The sequence below is a fragment of the Vibrio chagasii genome (genome assembly GCF_024347355.1).
Taxonomy (GTDB): domain Bacteria; phylum Pseudomonadota; class Gammaproteobacteria; order Enterobacterales; family Vibrionaceae; genus Vibrio; species Vibrio chagasii.
Genome location: NZ_AP025466.1, coordinates 912,151 through 931,335, shown reverse-complemented (window position 1 = coordinate 931,335; position 19,185 = coordinate 912,151). Strand labels below are relative to the sequence as shown.

The 19,185-nt window shown below is 44.2% G+C and carries 16 protein-coding genes; 9 read left to right on the top strand and 7 right to left on the bottom strand.

Annotation, left to right across the window (positions count from 1 at the left end; translation table 11 throughout):
• Window positions 1–20: 20 nt before the first annotated feature.
• Window positions 21–1,757: an SgrR family transcriptional regulator gene (locus OCV52_RS20110; RefSeq protein WP_137406805.1), complete on the bottom strand. Its 1,737-nt coding sequence runs from the start codon at window positions 1,755–1,757 to the stop codon at window positions 21–23.
• Between the two features lie 91 nt (window positions 1,758–1,848).
• On the opposite strand from OCV52_RS20110, the gene OCV52_RS20105 reads away from it, so the two are divergent.
• On the top strand, window positions 1,849–3,114 hold the full coding sequence (locus tag OCV52_RS20105) for an MFS transporter (RefSeq protein WP_137406806.1): 1,266 nt from the start codon (window positions 1,849–1,851) through the stop codon (window positions 3,112–3,114).
• 87 nt (window positions 3,115–3,201) lie between these two features.
• Here OCV52_RS20105 and OCV52_RS20100 read toward each other — a convergent pair whose 3' ends face one another.
• Window positions 3,202–4,095: a DMT family transporter gene (locus OCV52_RS20100; RefSeq protein ID WP_137406807.1), complete on the bottom strand. Its 894-nt coding sequence runs from the start codon at window positions 4,093–4,095 to the stop codon at window positions 3,202–3,204.
• Window positions 4,096–4,218: 123 nt separating this feature from the next.
• Between OCV52_RS20100 and OCV52_RS20095 the strand changes: the two genes are divergently transcribed.
• Window positions 4,219–4,701: a MarR family winged helix-turn-helix transcriptional regulator gene (locus OCV52_RS20095; protein ID WP_004737459.1), complete on the top strand. Its 483-nt coding sequence runs from the start codon at window positions 4,219–4,221 to the stop codon at window positions 4,699–4,701.
• 84 nt (window positions 4,702–4,785) lie between these two features.
• Here the strand turns inward: OCV52_RS20095 and OCV52_RS20090 are convergent, their stop codons facing one another.
• Together OCV52_RS20090 and aceB are read right to left on the bottom strand one after the other, a co-directional pair.
• Window positions 4,786–5,226, bottom strand: a complete 441-nt coding sequence (locus OCV52_RS20090; RefSeq protein ID WP_004737460.1) for a GlcG/HbpS family heme-binding protein — start codon at window positions 5,224–5,226, stop codon at window positions 4,786–4,788.
• Window positions 5,227–5,305: 79 nt separating this feature from the next.
• On the bottom strand, window positions 5,306–6,931 hold the full coding sequence (aceB, locus tag OCV52_RS20085) for a malate synthase A (RefSeq protein WP_137406808.1): 1,626 nt from the start codon (window positions 6,929–6,931) through the stop codon (window positions 5,306–5,308).
• A gap of 314 nt (window positions 6,932–7,245) precedes the next feature.
• Here aceB and gcl point away from each other — a divergent pair, with 314 nt between their 5' ends.
• The 5 genes from gcl to OCV52_RS20060 all read left to right on the top strand — a co-directional run bounded on the left by gcl (window position 7,246) and on the right by OCV52_RS20060 (window position 13,169).
• Window positions 7,246–9,018 (top strand): glyoxylate carboligase, encoded by a 1,773-nt coding sequence (gene gcl / locus OCV52_RS20080; RefSeq protein WP_061032996.1) that lies wholly within the window; start codon window positions 7,246–7,248, stop codon window positions 9,016–9,018.
• Window positions 9,019–9,132: 114 nt separating this feature from the next.
• Complete coding sequence (gene hyi / locus OCV52_RS20075) at window positions 9,133–9,909, top strand: hydroxypyruvate isomerase (protein WP_137406809.1); 777 nt, start codon at window positions 9,133–9,135, stop codon at window positions 9,907–9,909.
• A 37-nt stretch (window positions 9,910–9,946) separates the two neighbouring features.
• Window positions 9,947–10,843 (top strand): 2-hydroxy-3-oxopropionate reductase, encoded by an 897-nt coding sequence (locus tag OCV52_RS20070; protein ID WP_137406810.1) that lies wholly within the window; start codon window positions 9,947–9,949, stop codon window positions 10,841–10,843.
• 260 nt (window positions 10,844–11,103) lie between these two features.
• On the top strand, window positions 11,104–12,414 hold the full coding sequence (locus tag OCV52_RS20065; protein WP_137406811.1) for a glycerate kinase type-2 family protein: 1,311 nt from the start codon (window positions 11,104–11,106) through the stop codon (window positions 12,412–12,414).
• A 146-nt stretch (window positions 12,415–12,560) separates the two neighbouring features.
• Window positions 12,561–13,169 (top strand): TetR/AcrR family transcriptional regulator, encoded by a 609-nt coding sequence (locus OCV52_RS20060; RefSeq protein ID WP_137406812.1) that lies wholly within the window; start codon window positions 12,561–12,563, stop codon window positions 13,167–13,169.
• Between the two features lie 154 nt (window positions 13,170–13,323).
• Here the strand turns inward: OCV52_RS20060 and OCV52_RS20055 are convergent, their stop codons facing one another.
• Together OCV52_RS20055 and OCV52_RS20050 are read right to left on the bottom strand one after the other, a co-directional pair.
• Window positions 13,324–13,536, bottom strand: coding sequence for a hypothetical protein (locus OCV52_RS20055; protein WP_004737467.1), 213 nt, complete (start codon window positions 13,534–13,536; stop codon window positions 13,324–13,326).
• Window positions 13,526–14,875 (bottom strand): mechanosensitive ion channel domain-containing protein, encoded by a 1,350-nt coding sequence (locus OCV52_RS20050; protein ID WP_004737468.1) that lies wholly within the window; start codon window positions 14,873–14,875, stop codon window positions 13,526–13,528. The genes OCV52_RS20055 and OCV52_RS20050 overlap by 11 nt, the downstream gene beginning before the upstream one ends.
• 371 nt (window positions 14,876–15,246) lie before the next feature.
• Between OCV52_RS20050 and OCV52_RS20045 the strand changes: the two genes are divergently transcribed.
• Together OCV52_RS20045 and OCV52_RS20040 are read left to right on the top strand one after the other, a co-directional pair.
• On the top strand, window positions 15,247–15,534 hold the full coding sequence (locus tag OCV52_RS20045) for a hypothetical protein (protein WP_008220972.1): 288 nt from the start codon (window positions 15,247–15,249) through the stop codon (window positions 15,532–15,534).
• 2 nt (window positions 15,535–15,536) lie between these two features.
• Complete coding sequence (locus tag OCV52_RS20040) at window positions 15,537–16,568, top strand: zonular occludens toxin domain-containing protein (RefSeq protein ID WP_137406813.1); 1,032 nt, start codon at window positions 15,537–15,539, stop codon at window positions 16,566–16,568.
• A gap of 181 nt (window positions 16,569–16,749) precedes the next feature.
• Here the strand turns inward: OCV52_RS20040 and OCV52_RS20035 are convergent, their stop codons facing one another.
• Window positions 16,750–19,146 carry a hypothetical protein gene (locus tag OCV52_RS20035; RefSeq protein ID WP_137406814.1) on the bottom strand — a complete coding sequence of 799 codons (2,397 nt, stop codon included), beginning with the start codon at window positions 19,144–19,146 and terminating at the stop codon, window positions 16,750–16,752.
• Window positions 19,147–19,185 lie beyond the last annotated feature (39 nt).

Here is a 19,185-nt window from a genome sequence, read left to right as displayed (position 1 = left end):
TAGTTTAAGAATTGACCAATTTAGCGGCGCATAGTGATTTGGTTAAAATCAATCCAACCGTTCGCCAACTGCTCCACAGGGTTCACGGTTTTGGCATAATTGAGCTGCTGTTTAACGTGGAAAATTGGTCGATAGATTCCGAATGTGATCAATTGCGCTTCTATGTCTAGGAAGACAGGTTGTCGTTGTTGGTAATCGGTGATTTTCCAAAGCCGTTCAAGGCTTTCATCTCGCCACTGTTTTTGCTCATCAGTGAGGCAAACTTCTAATGCGATAGAACTTTGTAGCCACCCCATCCAACTGTTATCGAGGTTATCTGAAAACACTTCGCCGCTAATTAATATGTCAGCATCTTTTAGGTTATCTGGCTGACAAAATTCAGGGAACTCGAGCACTTGATATTCGCAGATAAAACCAAGTTCATTTAACCGATCACAATAGTGGCGAGCCATTTTTATGTGGTCAAACAGCTGATAGGTTAGGATCTTTAACGGTTGTTTAGGCTTGCTAAGCTGGTCAGCGAATTGTCGGGCCATTTGGAGTGGGCTTTGGTTATTCGCCGTTTCTATCTTTGGCTGTGTTGATTGATTGGACGTCGATAGCATCCCCTCGGCGTAGCCGACGGTGTCCAGAGATATGTCTTTTGCGATCCCTAGCAAACGTAGTAATTCACTCAGTGATTTAAGGTGTTGTGGGTTTGATAGCCAAGTGTGTCGATGTGGGTTTATCACAGCGTACTCGCACCCCTTTTCCCACTGTTCTATCTCGGCAAGCTCGTTTGAGATGGATGAGTGTTGGTAATGTGGGTGTGAGTGAACAATATCGCAGTGCATTTCATAGTCTTTGGCTTTATCACCAACATTCCAAATTTCTATACCGTCTACCCAAGGTCGGTGCCCATGGTAGGAGCTGAAAACCTCGAGTCTGGTTAGCCATTCGGACTGTTCCACCAATTTAAAGCTGCCGCTACCAATGATTTTCCCTCCCACTTCTTTGGCAACACCCGCAGCGGAGCACGATAGCAGTGATGGAAGGTAGCCTGTGTTGGCATTGATATCGAAACAGAGGTGGAGCGGATCGATAACAGTAATAGCGGAGATGCATTTAAATTGCTGACTATTGTGATGACTGCTGCCTATCAGACGTTGAAAGTGTGCTTTGACGTCTTGCGCTAGAATCGGTGAACCGTCATGAAAGACTAAGCCTTTGCGTAACGTGAAGTGCCAACGGTGCTCTGTTTGGTACCAATCAATGGCAAGATCACCATCAAACGACTGAGTTGACTTGTTGAAACGTAGTAAGTTACTAAAAAGGTAGCTAGTGATGTGAGCTTCAGTGCGTCGTGTGACTTTTATCGGGTCCAGACTGTGTGTCCCTCGATAAAAAGGGATTTGCAGAATATCTAGTTCAGTCGGCAAGCTTTGATAGCGGCTGATATAACCCAGTAGAAACTGATCCCGTTGTGATTCATCAACCAGCTCCAATGCTTGGTCAACTTTATTATCAGAGAGCAACTCATCTATTCGTACCTCAAGCTCACTGTCCAGGCTTTTTAATAGCGTGAGTGTGGGTAGGTTGCCTCTGCCAACTCCTGACTTCCAGTCAACCCAACCTTCGCTGACTAGCTTTTTGATCACCAATTGAGCGTTACGTTTGGTACAACCTAGCGCATTCGTTACTTCAGTTAAAGAGAGTGAAGTCGGTTGGTTAACGAGTACCCGAGAACGTAAAAATGCTAGAGCCTTCCAGTAATACATAAAGGTGAAATCCTTGTTTAATCTTTCTATTTTTCTTCATCTTTTAATCTCGATAATAGAGTTATTCGATTGTTTTTAAAAGGAATGAGAAATGGAAAGTGTAAAAGGTGCAGGGGCATCACCCTCTATTTGGAAAAGCTCAAGCTTTATTGTTTTGTTCTCAACAGCGTTCTTTGTTGCCTTTGGTACCAAGATTTATGACCTTGCTCTGCCCTTGTTGGTTTACGAGTTGACAGAGTCTTCAGAGATGATGGGTTGGATGAGAGCCGTCGAGTTTTTACCCAACCTACTATTAGCTCTGTTCATCGGTGTTTGGGTTGACAGGTTTAATAAAAAGCAGTGGTCACAATGCATGTTGATCGGGCAAGCAGCAGTATTGGTCGTCTCTTATATTGCAGTGAGATGGTTGCCGAACCCTTTGTACGCACTGTTTCCGTGCGCATTCCTGATGATGGCGTTTAACTATGGTTACCACAATGCGCGTATTGGGATGATGAAAAATGTTTTACCTCAGCACATGCAAAATACCGCCACCGCGAGAATGAGTTCTTTGTACAGTTTGTTAGAAACTGTTGGCCCAGTTTTGTCTGGGGGGCTGCTTTTATTGTCTGCGTTACATAACGTGTTTTTGCTTATTGCGGGGATGTATGTGCTAGCGTTTTGGCAGCTCAATAAGCTGGAATTCAAGCCATCAGCCCCCGTCGCTCAACAGTCGGTGCTGAGTGCGCTTAAAGAGGGTTGGTTGATCTTATATGCGAACAAAAACATGTGGCACATCACCTTGGTCGTAATGGTGATCAATACTACGGGTGCAATTTTCTGGATTCAAGCCATCTATTTTGCCAAAGCTGAATTAGCGCTCAGTCATATCGAGGTGGGTTACTTGATCGCGGCGTCTGGTGTCGGTGGACTATTAGGTTCTTTTACCGCTGATAAGGTTAGAAAGCGCATCGGGCTTGGCGTGCTGCTTATTTTATCTATTGTTTTAGAGGCGTTTGGATTCTTGTTCCCTGCATTGCTGAGTCAAAGCTATTTACTGCAAGGTATGACTTCAGCGCACATGGTTTTTATTGAAAAAGGCGTATTGATGATGTCGTTCTTGTGGGTGAGTGCGATTGGCGTATACAGCAGTATTTGTATTTGGAGCTATCGTCAAGAAGCATTCGAGGAAAAGCACCTTGGTCGTGTTGCTGGAATTACAGGGTCTTTGTTTAAACTCTTGATGCCATTTGGTCTGGCTGCTTCTGGATACTTGGTGACAATGTTTGGTTTGCCGGTACTCTTTGTCAGCTGTTTTGTGGCTCAAGTGTTGGCTGCCCTTGGGTTGATGATGACCAAGGTTCGATATATTGATTAGATTTAGGATTTGGCTTAAGTTTTGTAACGACCATTAATAAATAACGCGCCAATTTAAGGCGCGTTTTTATAGTTTAGTTTGCAGCTTTTACTGCGTAACGGGTTTGACTGTCTTGGACTGTCGGATTGCAAGAATCAGCTGTGGTAGCAGTGACATAATGATCATGCCTGTCATGAGTGAGTATTGTACCGCAGTGAAGGATTCGCCTATTAACACCATACCTGTCACGATGCCCGCTACTGGGTTGGCGATACCACCAAAGGTAAAATCAACCACAGTCATACGTTGTAGTAGCCATACATACATACCGTAACCCAGTGCTGTGTTTAGCCCAATTACCCAAACCAAGCCCATTGCGTTACGAGTATCGAAATGAGTCACAGCATTCACATAAGGTTGCGGATCGATGAAGGCATGAACGCCAGACGCGACAGACAAGATTGCACCGCCCAGAATCAGCTGCCATGTCAGCACCTTCCACCAGTGCATGCGATTACCCAGTGATTTGGTAATGCTGCTGCCAATAACGATACACATGATCGCGGCAAACATGGCACCTAAACCGATAGGGTTCAATGCGATTTGGCTTGGGTTGAATAGAATCCACGCCAAGGTGACCAGTCCAATACCTGACAAGGCTTGAATCAAATGTGGGCGCTGCTTTTTCACTACCCAGTGGAAGATCATTGCGAACACAGGCACAGAGATCATACCCACACCCGAAATCGCTGAAGGCAGTGTCAGTGCCATCACGAAGATCAAACCAAAGAAGGTCGCGATGTTGATCAGGCCTAGAGTGAAAATGATTTGCCACTCGCTTTTTTTCGGCAGTGTCGGTTTTACCGCTAGCAATAACAAACCAGCAGGTAATGCACGCAAAGCACCTAGTAATAGTGGTGGCCACTCCTGTAGCGTAAATTGCGTCACTGCATAAGTTGTTCCCCAGAAGAATGCGGGAATCATTGCTAATAATATGTTCATCTAAAATATCTTTACGTTAAGATAACTGTTGTGTGAACTGTATACTGAGAACTAGTGGTTGTAAAGTATCTTTATGTTAAACTAGTTTAAAGTAATCAGACTAATAACGGAGCTAGATTGCAAATGGATGCTATCGACCGCGTTGTAGAGCAATGGGCAAAGGAAAAGCCCGAATTAGAAACTGAGCCTATGGCAATGATGGGCCGGATTATGCGTATTGCCAAGTATATGGAGACGCAAGTTGCCGACCTTCATAAAAAATACGACATGAAATTGGGCGAGTTTGATGTATTGGCGACCTTGCGACGTTCTGGAAAGCCATACCGACTAACGCCTTCTGAGCTTATTGGGTCAATGATGCTGACATCAGGTGCGATGACTAATCGTCTTGATAAACTGGAAGCTAAAGGGTTAATCAGCCGCGAGCACAGTAAAGAAGATCGACGCAGCGTCAGCGTGAAATTGACCAAAGATGGTTTAGTTCTTATTGATGAGATGATGACTGAGCATGTCGAAATGCAGAAAAAACTGGTTAAGTCTTTATCGGCTAGCCAGAAGAAAAACACTAACCAACTCTTAAAAACTTGGTTGAGTGCCTACGAGTAGGTTCGCTTATCTCTTTTTAGATTCATTAAAAAACCGAAGCATAAGGCTTCGGTTTTCTTTTTTTAAGTTGTCTCTATTTCTGCATTAAGCTTGCAGCATCTCGTCGCTAAACAGTTCTGCGCAGCCAATTCCGTTGATGGCGCAGCTTTCATCTATGTCTGATATGTCGCCGCTGACACCAATAGCACCGATTACCGTTTTATCCTTGTCTCGAATCAGTAAGCCCCCTGGTACTGGCACCATGTTTCCATGTGCGAGTACATTCACGGCGGAGATAAATGCTGGCCTGTTGTCAGCATCTTGGGCGAGTTTTCTTGAGGAACACCCTAGTGCGAGTGCGCCCCAGGCTTTAGCAATGGCGATATCAGGTCGCATCATGCTGGAGCCATCTTGACGTTGCAGAGAAATCAGTTTGCCACCGCTGTCTAACACAGCAACAGTGAGGGGCTCTGTGTGAATCTTTTTGCCTGCTTTAAAGGTGCCATCTATGATGGTTAACGCTTGTTGTAGAGTCAAACTTCCCATGTTATCTCCTAATTTTCAGGGGCTTGGCTATTTCAAACAGAGCATTAATCAGTGCACTGTTTGAATCGCCGCAAGACGCCTAGCTGGATTCTTGCAAAAGCCCATAGCTGGGTAAAGTTAGGAAGGCAGCGAACTCTTCGGCGGTAGAAAGTTGGTAGAAAAGATCAGCCGTCTCTTCAAATCGACCTGCTGCATAGCGCGAGTCACCGACTTCGTGTTTTATTGTGTCTAACTCTTGGTAAAGCCAAGAGTGGAACAGTTGTTTGGTAAAGGTTTGGCCGTCATCGAGCGTGACGCCATGATGGATCCATTGCCAAATGTTGGCTCTTGAGATCTCCGCGGTGGCGGCATCTTCCATTAGTCCGTAGATAGGTACACAGCCGTAGCCTTGGATCCAAGCCTCGATGTAATACAACGCAATACGGATATTCTTGCGTACGCCGGCCTCGTCGCGGCTGCCTTCACATGGTTTAAGTAAGGTGTCGGCATTGATCGTGTGCTCAGGGCTTTGGAAATCCATTTGATTCACCTTGCCATCAAGGTGCTTGTCGAAGATCGACATCGCTAAAGCAACTAAGGCAGGGTGCGCGACCCATGTGCCATCGTGGCCGTTTTGCGATTCTCTTTGTTTGTCTTCAATAACCTTGGCGGTAACACGCTCCATCTCTTGTGGATCTTTTGCTGGAATGAAGGCTGACATGCCCCCCATCGCCAGTGCTCCACGAGCGTGACAAGTACGAACCAGCAGTTGGCTGTATGCGTTAAGGAATTCTTGATCCATTCCGATCCCGTGACGGTCTGGCAAGATACGATCTTTATGATTTTTCAGTGTTTTAATGTAGCTGAAGATGTAATCCCAACGGCCGCAGTTCATCGCAACGATGTGATCGCGCATGGCGTACAAGATCTCTTCCATTTGGAAAACGGCTGGCAGCGTTTCAATCAATACGGTCGCACGGATGGTGCCTTTTGCGACGTTGAAATAGTTCTCAGTGAAACTGAAAATGTCGTCCCACCATTGTGCTTCTTCCATGCTCTCAAGCTTTGGAATGTAGTAGTAAACGCCCAACCCTTGCTGCGCTCGTGATTGATAGTTGTGGAAAAAGTACAACGCAAAGTCCATCAGACAACCCGCAATAGGTTGATTGTTGAATTGAATCGATTGTTCAGGTAGATGGATTCCACGAGGGCGAGCGATTAACAACGCAGGGTCGCTGTTTAGCTGGTAGTTCTTTTGTTTCTTCTCATCGAAATAGCTGATGGTGCCTAAGTTGGCATCTCTTAAGTTAATTTGCCCTTCGACCATGTTGGCCCAAGTTGGGGAAGACGCATCCTCAAAACAGCACATGAAGACTTTCGCACCTGAGTTTAATGCGTTGATCACCATCTTTCTCTCGATAGGGCCTGTGATCTCTACGCGACGATCCAGTAGCTCTGGTGGCGGTGTTGCGACTTTCCACTCTTTATTCTGACGAATAGAGATAGTGTCCTTTCTAAAATTAGGTAGCTCACCATCATCATATTGCGCTTGTTTTGTGTCGCGATCATTTAGCAGGGCATGACGGCGATCTCCAAACTTGTTAACGATAGCTTCTAAGAACTTCAATGCATCTTTAGACAAGATCTCTTTGTACTCGGGGTTGTCCATATTCCCAAGTACCTGCATACACAGTGTTTCTTCTCTTTCTTTCACGTCATTCATCATTGCTTGTCTCCTTTACACAATACGATGTCATTTTGTATACAAAATGTTCTTTTTAACGGTATTTATATTGTAGAAATTGTAAACAAGCAAATGGTATTTAACATTTATTTATCATTTGATCTTTTTGTAATTTATTTTTACGTAAAGATATTTTATGTAAAGCAATGAATTGTAAGGTTTTCAGTCTTGTTTGCTGTTCAATAGGATAGGTTGATGTAACAAAATTGTTTCAAATTGGGCTTGATAAATGCTGAGGATGATTCATAGTACACAAAAGTTAATTTAATTGTATACAATCTGAGCTGGAGGTTCGAATGGCAATTATGAAAGCGATTGAAGCAGCGGTTGAAGTGCTTAAACGTGAAGGAGTAGACATCGCATTTGGTGTTCCCGGCGCAGCAATAAACCCAATGTACGCAGCAATGAAAAAACTCGGAGGGATCGATCACGTCTTAGCTCGACATGTAGAGGGTGCCTCACACATGGCTGAAGGTTACACACGTACGAATCAAGATAATATTGGTGTGTGTATTGGTACTTCAGGTCCAGCAGGGACGGATATGATCACAGGCCTTTATTCGGCATCGGCTGACTCGATCCCTATCCTATGTATTACTGGTCAGGCTCCACGTGCTCGCCTTCATAAAGAAGATTTTCAAGCGGTCGACATCGAATCCATTGCCAAGCCTGTCACTAAGTGGGCAACTACGGTACTGGAGCCAGCTCAAGTGCCACGCGCTTTTCAAAAAGCCTTTCACTTGATGCGTTCAGGACGTCCTGGCCCTGTGCTGATTGACCTACCTCTAGATGTACAGTTAGCCGAAATTGAGTTCGATATTGATACCTACGAGCCGCTTGAACCATACAAACCCAAAGCGACTCGCGAACAGGTTGAGAAAGCACTCACCATGATGGCACAAGCTGAAAAACCTCTGATTGTCTCAGGTGGTGGTGTTATCAACGCAGGCGCATCTGAGCTGCTGCAGCAGTTTGCTGAGATCACAGGTGTACCAGTAATTCCAACCTTGATGGGGTGGGGCTCTATCCCAGATGATCATGAGCTAATGGCGGGTATGGTGGGTCTACAAACCTCTCATCGTTACGGTAATGAAACCATGCTGAACTCTGACTTTGTATTTGGCGTGGGTAACCGTTGGGCCAACCGTCACACCGGCTCTGTCGATGTTTACACCGAAGGTCGTAAGTTTGTTCATGTCGATATTGAACCAACCCAAATTGGCCGCGTGTTCTGCCCTGATTTAGGCATTGTTTCAGATGCAAAATCGGCACTTGAGCTCATGGTTGAAGTCGCTAAAGAGTGGCGCGATGCAGGTAAATTACCAAATCGAAGTGGTTGGGTAGGTGAGTGTCAGGAGCGCAAATCGACCATGCTACGCAAAACTAATTTCGATGAAGCACCGATGAAACCGATGCGCGTTTATGAAGAGATGAACAAAGCATTTGGTCGTGATACTTGCTACGTCAGCACTATCGGCTTGTCGCAGATTGCCGCAGCGCAGTTCCTTCATGTGTACAAGCCTCGACATTGGATCAACTGTGGTCAGGCTGGCCCGCTTGGTTGGACAACACCTGCGGCATTGGGTGTGCGAGCTGCGGATCCGGATCGCGATATCGTCGCTATCTCCGGTGACTACGACTTCCAATTCATGATTGAAGAGCTAGCAGTAGGTGCCCAATTCAACCTGCCATATATCCATGTACTGGTGAATAACTCCTACTTAGGCTTGATTCGCCAAGCGCAGCGTCAGTTTGATATCGATTACTGTGTGCAACTGGCATTTGATAACCAGAATGCGCCAGAGCTTGAAGGCTACGGTGTTGACCATGTTGCTGTTGTTGAAGGCCTTGGTTGTAAGGCGATTCGTGTTCGCGAACCAGACCAAATTGCAGCAGCGTTTGAGCAAGCCAAAGAGCTCATGAACAAGCACAAAGTGCCTGTGGTTGTTGAGCTGATTTTGGAGCGCGTGACCAATATCTCTATGGGCGTAGAGATCAACGCCATCAATGAATTTGAACCGCTTGCGGAAAGCAGTAGCGATGCACCAACCGCGCTAGCGTACAAGTAATCACGAAGTAATGTGTGTCCGTAGAGCGAGATTGAGCTCTACGGAAAGCCTCCAATAGAGCGAGGCTTCACCAAACCACGTTAGCTTCACCAAACAAAGAGTAAGGACAGAATCATGGCAAAATTTGCAGCAAACTTGTCAATGTTATTCACGGAAGTTGATTTTATGGACCGTTTTGAAGCCGCCGCAGAAGCAGGTTTTCAAGGCGTCGAATACCTTTTCCCATATGCCTTTGATGCGGACGAGATTAAACAAAAGCTTGATGCTAATAATCTAGAGCAAGTGCTATTTAACTTGCCTGCTGGGGATTGGGATGCAGGCGATCGTGGTATTGCGGTTGACCCAGCACGCGTTGAAGAGTTTCAAGCGGGCGTGCCTAAAGCGATAGCTTATGCCAAGAAACTGGGCTGTAAACAGATGAACTGTTTGGCGGGCATTGTCCCACAGGGAGTGACTCCGCAAGACGCTCAGGCAACCTTTGTGATTAACCTCCACTATGCCGCAAATGCTCTGGCTGCCGAAGGCATTAGCTTAGTGATTGAAGCGATTAACACGCGCGATATTCCTGGCTTTTTCCTGAACACCACAGAGCAAGCGAAAGCCATCATTAAAGAGGTGGCGAGCGATAATCTTTCTATCCAATACGATATCTATCACATGCAGATTATGGAAGGCGATCTTACGCCGACTATGCAGCAGAACATCGGTCAAATCGCTCACGTGCAGTTGGCTGATAACCCTGGTCGACACGAGCCGGGAACCGGAGAAATCAATTATCCATTCGTACTTAGCTACCTTGATGAGCTTGGCTATCAAGGTTGGGTTGGCTGCGAATACAAACCGAAAACGACAACGACCGAAGGCCTTGGTTGGCTGAACCAGTACCGTTAATTGCGCCTGGTAACCCTCAAACGTTAAGGAGAACAACATGTCTAAAATTGCATTTATCGGAACTGGCATCATGGGTAAACCTATGGCGAGTAACCTTCAAAAAGCGGGTCACGACTTGATTCTGTCGGATCATTTCAACGCAGCACCTGCTGAGTTGGTTGCAGCAGGCGCAACGGTTTGTCATTCCCCAGCCGAAGCCGCAGAACAGGCAGATGTCATTATTCTTATGGTGCCGAACACCCCTCAAGTAGAAGAGGTGCTGTTTGGTGATAACGGTGTCGAGCAAGGTCTTACTGCTGGTGGGGCAACGGGCAAGCTAGTCATCGATATGAGTTCTATCTCACCTATCGCGACTAAAGCCATTGCAGCACGCATCAACGAAGGTGGTGCATCATATCTTGATGCTCCGGTTTCAGGTGGCGAAGTAGGCGCGATTAATGCGGCACTTACTATTATGGTGGGTGGTGAGCAGGACGCTTTTGATAAAGCTCGACCTCTATTTGAAGTGATGGGCAAAAACATCACGCTGGTGGGTGATAACGGTGCTGGCCAAACGTGTAAGGTTGCCAACCAGATCATCGTAGCACTGAACATTGAAGCGGTCTCTGAAGCGCTAGTGTTTGCATCAAAAGCCGGTGCTGATCCAGCGCGAGTTCGCCAGGCGCTGCTGGGTGGCTTTGCTAACTCAAAGATCCTTGAGGTGCACGGTGAACGCATGGTGGAAGGCACATTTGACCCTGGCTTTAGAATCTCGCTTCATCAAAAAGATCTCAACCTAGCGCTAACGGGGGCACAAGAGCTTGGGGTTGCACTGCCAAACACGGCTAATGCTCAAGAGCTGTTTGGTGAGTGTGCCGAGATGGGCGGTGAAGGCTGGGATCACTCAGCGCTTATCCAAGCGATTGAGAAACGTTCTGACCACTCGATTCGCTAACCTCTTTTTAATGATGAATACGGGCTAGCATCGCATGTAATGTCGAATCGTGAATCTACTTTGCGCCTCGACAGCACGTCAATGAGTTAGCCCCCCAGTTTCAAACAGTTTGTTTATAAATCGCGTAGTTTCGTCTCCTTTTATACGCGTTCCCGATACGAGGCAAAGGTTGAAGTTGTTCCTTTCCAACTTAATCTTAGCAGGCACCCTTTCGCCTTGTATTGGGGTTCTTTTTTCCTCCGTCAACTAAGGAGTGGCTGATGGACATTGATGCTAAGCAGTTTCTGCAAACCCTTTTCTCGAGTGCTGTAAACCAGGCACTACCCCAAAATCACATCGAACCTTTTCTCCCTCAAGACATATTTTATCGCTCGGCAAATCAAGCTGGGCGAACTGTCGTTATCGGGGCAGGGAAAGCGGCAGCATCGATGGCCGCTGAATTGGAAGCCGTATGGCAAGCCAAGAAACAGCAAGACCTTGCGCTACGTGACTTAGAAGGTTTGGTTGTGACTCGTTATGAACACCTCGCGCCATGTGAGTACATTGAGGTGATTGAAGCGGCGCACCCAGTTCCGGATGCGATGGGGCTTGAAGTCAGTCACCGGATGTTGGAGTTGGTGAGCAACCTAAGTGAAGACGACACCGTGATATGTCTCTTATCGGGAGGTGGCTCCGCATTACTGAGTCTGCCTGGTGGCGATATTAGCTTGGCAGAGAAGCAACAAATCAACAAAGCACTACTTAAATCTGGCGCAGCCATTGATGAGATGAACTGTGTTCGTAAACATCTATCTTCGATAAAAGGCGGCCGACTTGCCAAAGCAGCGTATCCAGCAAGAGTGGTGTCATTGGCGATTTCGGATGTACCGGGTGATGACATCAGTGTGATTGCATCAGGACCAACCGTACCGGACACCACCACGCGCTTTGATGCCCTCGCCATATTGGAACGCTACCAGATAGAAATACCTAACTCGGCATTTGAATGGCTGAATAACCCAGAATCTGAAACCATCAAGCCAGATGACATTTGTTGGAAAAACGCTGAGCACCATATTATCGCGACTCCAATGTCTGCTCTTGAATCAGCGGCGGCAGAGGCTGAAGGTTTAGGTATTCCTGCGTATGTGTTGAGTGATTGTATCGAGGGTGAGGCGAGAGAAGTGGCGAAGGTGCACGCAGCATTAGCCAAGCAAGTTGCTAATAATAAGCACCCTTTCGAGACTCCTTGTGTATTGCTTTCAGGTGGTGAAACAACAGTAACGGTTAAAGGAAATGGTCGTGGTGGGCGCAATTGTGAGTTCCTTTTAAGCTTGTACAACGAACTGAAAGGGCAGGACAACATATTCGCTTTGGCCGCTGATACGGACGGTATTGATGGTGTGGAAGACAATGCCGGAGCATGGATAACACCAGAAACTTGGCAAAAAGGTACTCGCTTATCACTCAAAGCCGATGATTATCTAGAGGCGAATAATAGTTATGACTTTTTCAAGCAAATAGGCGTTCTGCTGACGACAGGGCCTACTCTGACTAACGTCAATGACTTCCGTGCAATATTGATTCTTTAGCAACCGGATAAAAGGGTCGCTCCACTGTGCATGTGGCGGCCATTTTTTGTTGTCAATGCGGTGACCTTGAGTTCTTGAATTATCTTCTGGACTAATGAAGCACGTTGATTACTATGGTTTAAGTAATGAGCTGTAAAGGAAGTCATATGTCTAGGATCAGACAAAAGAATCAAGATTTAATCATCGAAGTGGCGTGTGAACAATTCGCTACTCATGGTTATGCCGCAACCAAAATGGCGGATATCGCGAAGGCGGCCGACATTCCCAAACCCAATGTATTCTATTACTTCAGCTCGAAAGACAAGCTCTACAATGCCGTTCTAGAAACCGTCACGCAGCCGTTACTTGAAGCCTCTCGTCCTATTGAAGAGCTGAGTGATCCCGTAGAAGCCCTATCTCAATACATTCAAACTAAGTTAATCATCTCACGCGACCACCCACACGCTTCTAAAGTGTTTGCCAATGAAGTGATGTCAGGTGCTAAAGTGCTTCCGAAAGAGATCGGTGATGAGTTGTATAAGCAGTCACAGATGATCCTTGATAAGTTCTCGACTTGGTCGGTAAAAGGGCTGATGGACGACGTACCTGCGCATCACCTGATGTTTACCATTTGGGCTGCGACTCAAACCTATGCGGATTTTGGCTGGCAGATTTGCAGTGTTATGCAGAAAGATAAGCTCGATGACAAAGACTACGAAGAAGCCGCTGAGTTTATCACTCAGTTAGTGATTAAAGGTTGCGGTGTTAAAAGCTGAAACATTTGATTTCTCGCAGGAACTGGTACATAGCTAAATTTGACGTTTGGTCAGCCCAGGGGCTAACCACTATCTTTGAGTGTTAAGGTATTGTTTCGACGTCGCGAGTACAGTAAGGATACTACTATACTCGCATCAATCGTAACGCATAGGTTTAGGCTTGGTTAATGACATTCTTAATTATACCAACAGCCTTTACAGTGGCACTGACTGCAACAGCAGTAACCCCTACATCAGATGCGGTTGATTCTACTGAAGTTAAATCAATCGACCCTGCAATTTGTTCAATATTTTCTGTAGCAGCGGCTAGTACTTCATAAGGCACAAATGGCAACGTTAGTAGTATTAATAGATGTTTAATTTTCATGGTATCCATCCTTTTCTGTTAGCGGTGATGTTTTGTTTTCTTCCACCATTTCGCGAATTGGCATTGCACACGTAATCCCTTTTTCATTTACCCCCTTCACTAGTTTGATATAAAAATCCTGCTCAACCACTCTTATTTTTTCCCAACGGTCTCGATATATTATTTGTTCACTCTGGCTCCATTCTTTAACACACATCCAAAATGAAACAGGGAAGCATGCTTCTCCAAATCCTTCGAAGCGCACGCCACAGTCGTTATATAGCTCAGGATGTTCGGTACATATTTTTTTCATCATGTCTATGACTTCATTAATTTCATTATGCTTGGTTTTATGATGCAGTCGAATACTCCCCGATAGTAAGTAAAAGCCTCTTTTGTCTATATTTCTGACAGGACTATCCATAAATATTTTATTAGGGAATGTTAAGTGTTCCCCGCCAAACTCTTCTAAAACTGTACATCTAAGTCCGATATGATGTACGGCTCCTGTATTTCCATTAATACAAATCCAATCTCCTGTTCTGAATGGTTTTTGAACCAGTAACATTATTCCAGCGATAATGTTTGCCACTGCGTCCTGTGCAGCAAATGCGATTGCCATACCTCCGATCCCCAAACCAGCGAGGAGAGCGAATGGATCATGACCTGCAGTGCTTATTGCTATCATTATTCCGTTTAATGATGTCAAAACAACCGCGATCAGACATATAAAATCGACAAGAGAGCTGTCAAAGTTGTAAGGATTTTGAGTGAGTTTTCTGTGAAAAAATGTAGAAAATAAAACTCGTAACATCCTAACGAGTAAAAAAGTGAGGCTGAGTACAAGCAAAACATTCAAAGTGAGCTTAATCTGAGGGTAAATATCTGATATTAAGTCTTTGCTGCTATCAATCAGCATAGTAAAGGCTGTTAAAACAATCAGTAGGATTACTGGGATACGCAGACACTTGTATGTTTCCGAAGTGTAGACATAACGGAGAATTCGCCATAGTCTCAAGAAACGAGCGAGGCGAAGAATGGCCATGTCACCCAACCATCCAATACCACCACTTAAGAAAGGTTCAATGAGAACCGGGATACTCAGTATTACTATTAAAAAGTCTAATTTATTCCAATTATCAGAAAAGTAACCCTTAGTACCCAAATCTGTCCATTTGACACCAAGTTCCACTGCAAAATAGAGCACGCAAACGAAGTCTACCCAAAGAATCCAATAGCCTATAGTTTTTGGTAATGTTGGTGTTGTTTCAAGTGCGACCATCACAACAGCATTGATGAAGATAACAGATAACACGATCGCTTCATGGGTCATAAATTTTAATGCGCTTTTTATTATCATATTCCTATCTCATTTTCATTTTGACTCTCAAATTTGAATTTATTGAACCAACGCTATAAGACAAGGCAGCATAAAAACAAACCCACATAAAGACCCGACTAAGAAACTTATTACTTCCATAAATTCACCTCCGATGGAATTTTGCAATATTTGAGCCAAAATAAGTTCAGAAAACTAAGTTAATGTTGCATTGCCATTGGTTGCATTGCTTGGGCTGTTGATACCATATTAGGTTTCCCTTTTAGGGGAGAAATTTTTCTATTTAACTGGATGCTAGTTACTTAATCGTGATGGAGAAAAATACTAGTTTTAGGAAGACATCTCGGATCGATTTTTGCTTTATTCGTATATTTAGCCTTGGTGGAAGTGTTATGTCCCAAATCAAATTAGATGTAAAAAAACAACACGATGAAAACATCCAGTTTGATGATTTCTGTCAGAGTTATTTAGGTGGATTTGAAGATAGTATAGGAGGCGATAGCAATGTCTTACTTGCAAACTCTTTAGACAGGTTAGCAATAGCTTTAGAGAAAAACGGGCAAGATATAGAATCGGTTCAATTGGTAAATGAAGCCTTTTTCTTAGGCTTTTTCCTCGTAATCTTCTGCGGCTTGCTTGCGCTACCTATTGTTACGTTTATTCGAGTTCTTAAGGGGTAGTTATGATTACACTTATTTACGGAAGACCTGGAACTGGAAAAACCTATGAAGCCGTGAAGTATCATATTTTACCGAACCTTAAACTTGGTAATAAAGTATTCACTAATATTCCTATCAATGTATCGAGTGAATATCTTACAGTAAATGAAACTCCTGAAATTTTTGATATTGTTAGATTAATTGATTCTTCAGACGTTGAGTTGACTTTCGTGTTGGATGAATTTCAATTTTTGTTAAAAGAAGATGAAGATGCTTGGTTCCAACTTTTGGCACAACATCGTAAGTTCAGAACGGATTTTTTTATTATCACTCAATCCCCGCTCTCGCTGTCTGAAAAGATGCAAGATTTAATATCATTTTCACATAAAATAACGCATAACCCCTTCTTTCTTAAGAAGTGGAGTTATATAAAGAAAGTTTATGACGGTGTCCCTACGCTAGAACGTGTCGTTGTGCTGTCATCCAAACTGAGATTTTATAGTAGAAAGACGTTTTCGAATTATAATTCTTTTTATCAACGAGATTATGTAAAAACTGGAAACCTTTTTCACTTTGACAACAAAAGCAACATTATGTTTTGGCCTGTATTAGCTGCTATTACGCTCGTATTTTTAATTTATAATTTTTCTACAGAACGAGACTTTAAATTAAAGTCTTATATTAGTCACTCTAAAGCCCATGTAAATTTAGAAGAAAAAAAAGACATACCTGTAACTTCTGACAAAGAATTAAAAACTGAAACTCCTAAAAATATAAGTAACGAAAATGAACAGGAAGTCGGTATAGAAGAGAGCTATAGTGACATGTCGCTAATCAACCTATTGTTTAACTCAAAGATTATTATTGATAGTTGGTATGTTGATAGAGGCGAAAAAGTCACTTACTTTGAAGTTGAACAAAACAAAACTTCCTTTAAGTTAACTTCTAATAATATGATTTTTAAAAAAATAGAAATTATTAACTACGAAGATTGTTTATTGGTATTTCAGTATAAGAATCAGGTCAAAGTCATAACTTGTCCTCCAAATGAGTAGTTTATAAAAATTAACACACTGTGTTTACGGTTCTTACTATCTAGCTTGAATCATAGTTGAAGAAATCCCTTTCTATACCTAGAATAGGGATTTCCACCGGTTTATGCGTAATAATGCTTGCCCTCAGATAGCTTAAGGGGGGGCTTTTTGTGTTTCATGTTATCCTTCTTCACTATTCCGACTAATTAGAACAACTGTTGCCATTCGGGATACCACTGCCTAAGAACTCAACCCTAATTTGCTCGACATCTTTTAGGTATAGGTTGTTGGCTTGGTCTGCCTCATCGAAGTTGTTGAGGGTGACATTCCATGTCGAGAATGGAGTGGGTTGGAAGTACGCATATTCGAACTTATTCGCCACTGCGCCATCGGTGATGATGCTAACGTCATTGGTGGTTGGATCATCCAAGCGGTAGTAAAACGCTCGCGAGACCGGGTTAGAACTGAATTGGTAATCCTGATCCTGATAGCGGTCTGCATAGTTACCTGAACTCGATATTCCAAGGTTGAGCTGCTTGCCATAAGGTAAGTTTTCCCCTTCTAAGAACACACGTACTGTAGAGAGTCTGACTCGGTCGAATGAACATAATTGTGCCTGCCCTAATGGAATAGTGAAGTTCAACTCGCCAGTGGTTGCGAAGCTATCGAGTTGCTCTGGGCTAGAGATGGTGTAGTTGTCGATAGTGAAGTCTTGTGGTGCTGGCTGGAATGAAGAGAGTGCATTCACATACTCACTTTCTATGGACGCGAGGTCAAACTGGTAGTCCAAGTAACTTTTATTCAGCGAAGGTGTTATCTCACTTGGTTTCAATGCCCAGTATTCGTATGCCTGAACATAGTTAGACAAAGCCACATACATTGGTCGTTTGAAGTGCATTAGCACTCGTGAAAGCTCACGCTCGATGGAGTCGAAACCTTCGCTGTCTACCTGATAACTCTCAATGGCGTCACTCAATCTTTGCTGTTGATTAGCGGTGACGTTCTTGGTCAATAGTAGGTCGACGAGTTTGGCTTGCTCTTGTGCAAAATTAAGCTGAGTGGTGTTAATTGCTTTGCCTAATAGCACCTGTTTTTCAAGTTCGACTAAGTATTGTCTCGCGCCTTTAATTCCCAAGCTATCAGCAAGTCTTAAGTTACTGCGGATCTCGGTGATCATCAGATCCCAGGCCAGATTACTCTCATTCAAAGTCGGAATATTAAAGTTAAAGCCATCCATCGCTTCGGAGATTTTATGAAGTTTGATGGTCGATTTCACATCGGCGGTGAGCTGCGCGATGCCCGAAATAGTCTTGGTAACGCTATCAATGATCCCCGTGACTGTCTTGATATTGGTGACTAAGTTTTTCGCTTTATCCAGTGCTTCTGGCGTTTTAGCCAATTGCTCGGTGAGGTCGTTCACACCAGATAGATTTCCTGTGAACACACCGCTGACGGCACTGCCAATCTCTGCGATGGCTTTGAAGATAGCCAATGCTGCATTGAGCTCTTGCTGAGTTTTCCAGTTTTCTACACCGACTAAGTAAGTGGTTCTTGCACTCAGTGTCACAAGTTCTTGAGCTTTGTATTGGCTGTCGATTTCGGTCAGGCTGTCGCCTATTTTGTCTATGTTAGATTGGGTTTGAGTGATGATCGAGTCTTGTGCTCTGAGAACGTCTTCAACGTTATCGAGTGCTAACTTCGCAGCTTCAATCTTGTCTTCGATCACCGTACTTCTGTCTTGAATGATATCCCACTGTGCTTGATACGCGATCATTGCATTCAGGTAAGCTTCGTATTTGCCTTGGTAGAGCACCTTGTCGAGATAAGGCACATAGTTACTTTCTTTAGTGCTGAAACTAATGAACTGTTTAAATGCAACGGTTTGGAGGTATAGATCTGAAAGGATAGGGTCATCTTCCACCACTGAGCCTGCGTGACGCAAACTCTGCTCAATCCAGTTAATCAGTTCGAGGCTAAGCTCTGGATTCGTGTCGAATAAGCTGGAAGCCATATCAAAAGAGCGGTTAACAATGTCGGTAAAAGGTGTGGTCGCTAGTTTCATTTGCCCAGTAATGTTCGAGTCGATGGTGGTTCTGCGGTAGTGTTCTCCTGCTAATGCCACAGAGGTTCCATCGCCATCTTCTGCTGAAAGGGCATCTCGTGTAATGCTGCCATCGTTTTGGAAAGCGAGGACATTAATTGGAGTGTCGATCTGTCCTGCAATCACAGTCACTGATGCCGCAGCGCCTTGTTGCCCGAGAACGAAAGTCGGGGCGCCTTGTCCGACAATTTTACGAGCAAAAATGAGAATGTTTTGGTTATTCACCACCAAGTTGAAGTTTTCTGGAACCTCAATGGTATCGGCAAAAACGACGATCTTGGAGGGCTTAGTCACGTAAAGGTTCTGCTCTGCAATCCAGTCACTGAGGTTGATGTGGAGATCCGACGTAGAGCGAGAGATAACATCGACATCGGAATAGGCAGATTGAACCCAAGTTGGGTATTCGGTGGAATTAGGCAAGTTATTAAGCTCTAGCCAGTCACTAGCAAAAGCTTGTGGAGATAATGAAAGAGAAATAATAATCGGTAGAATTCTCATATTAATGTCCTGTCGAAATGAGTATTAGCCAAATTTTGG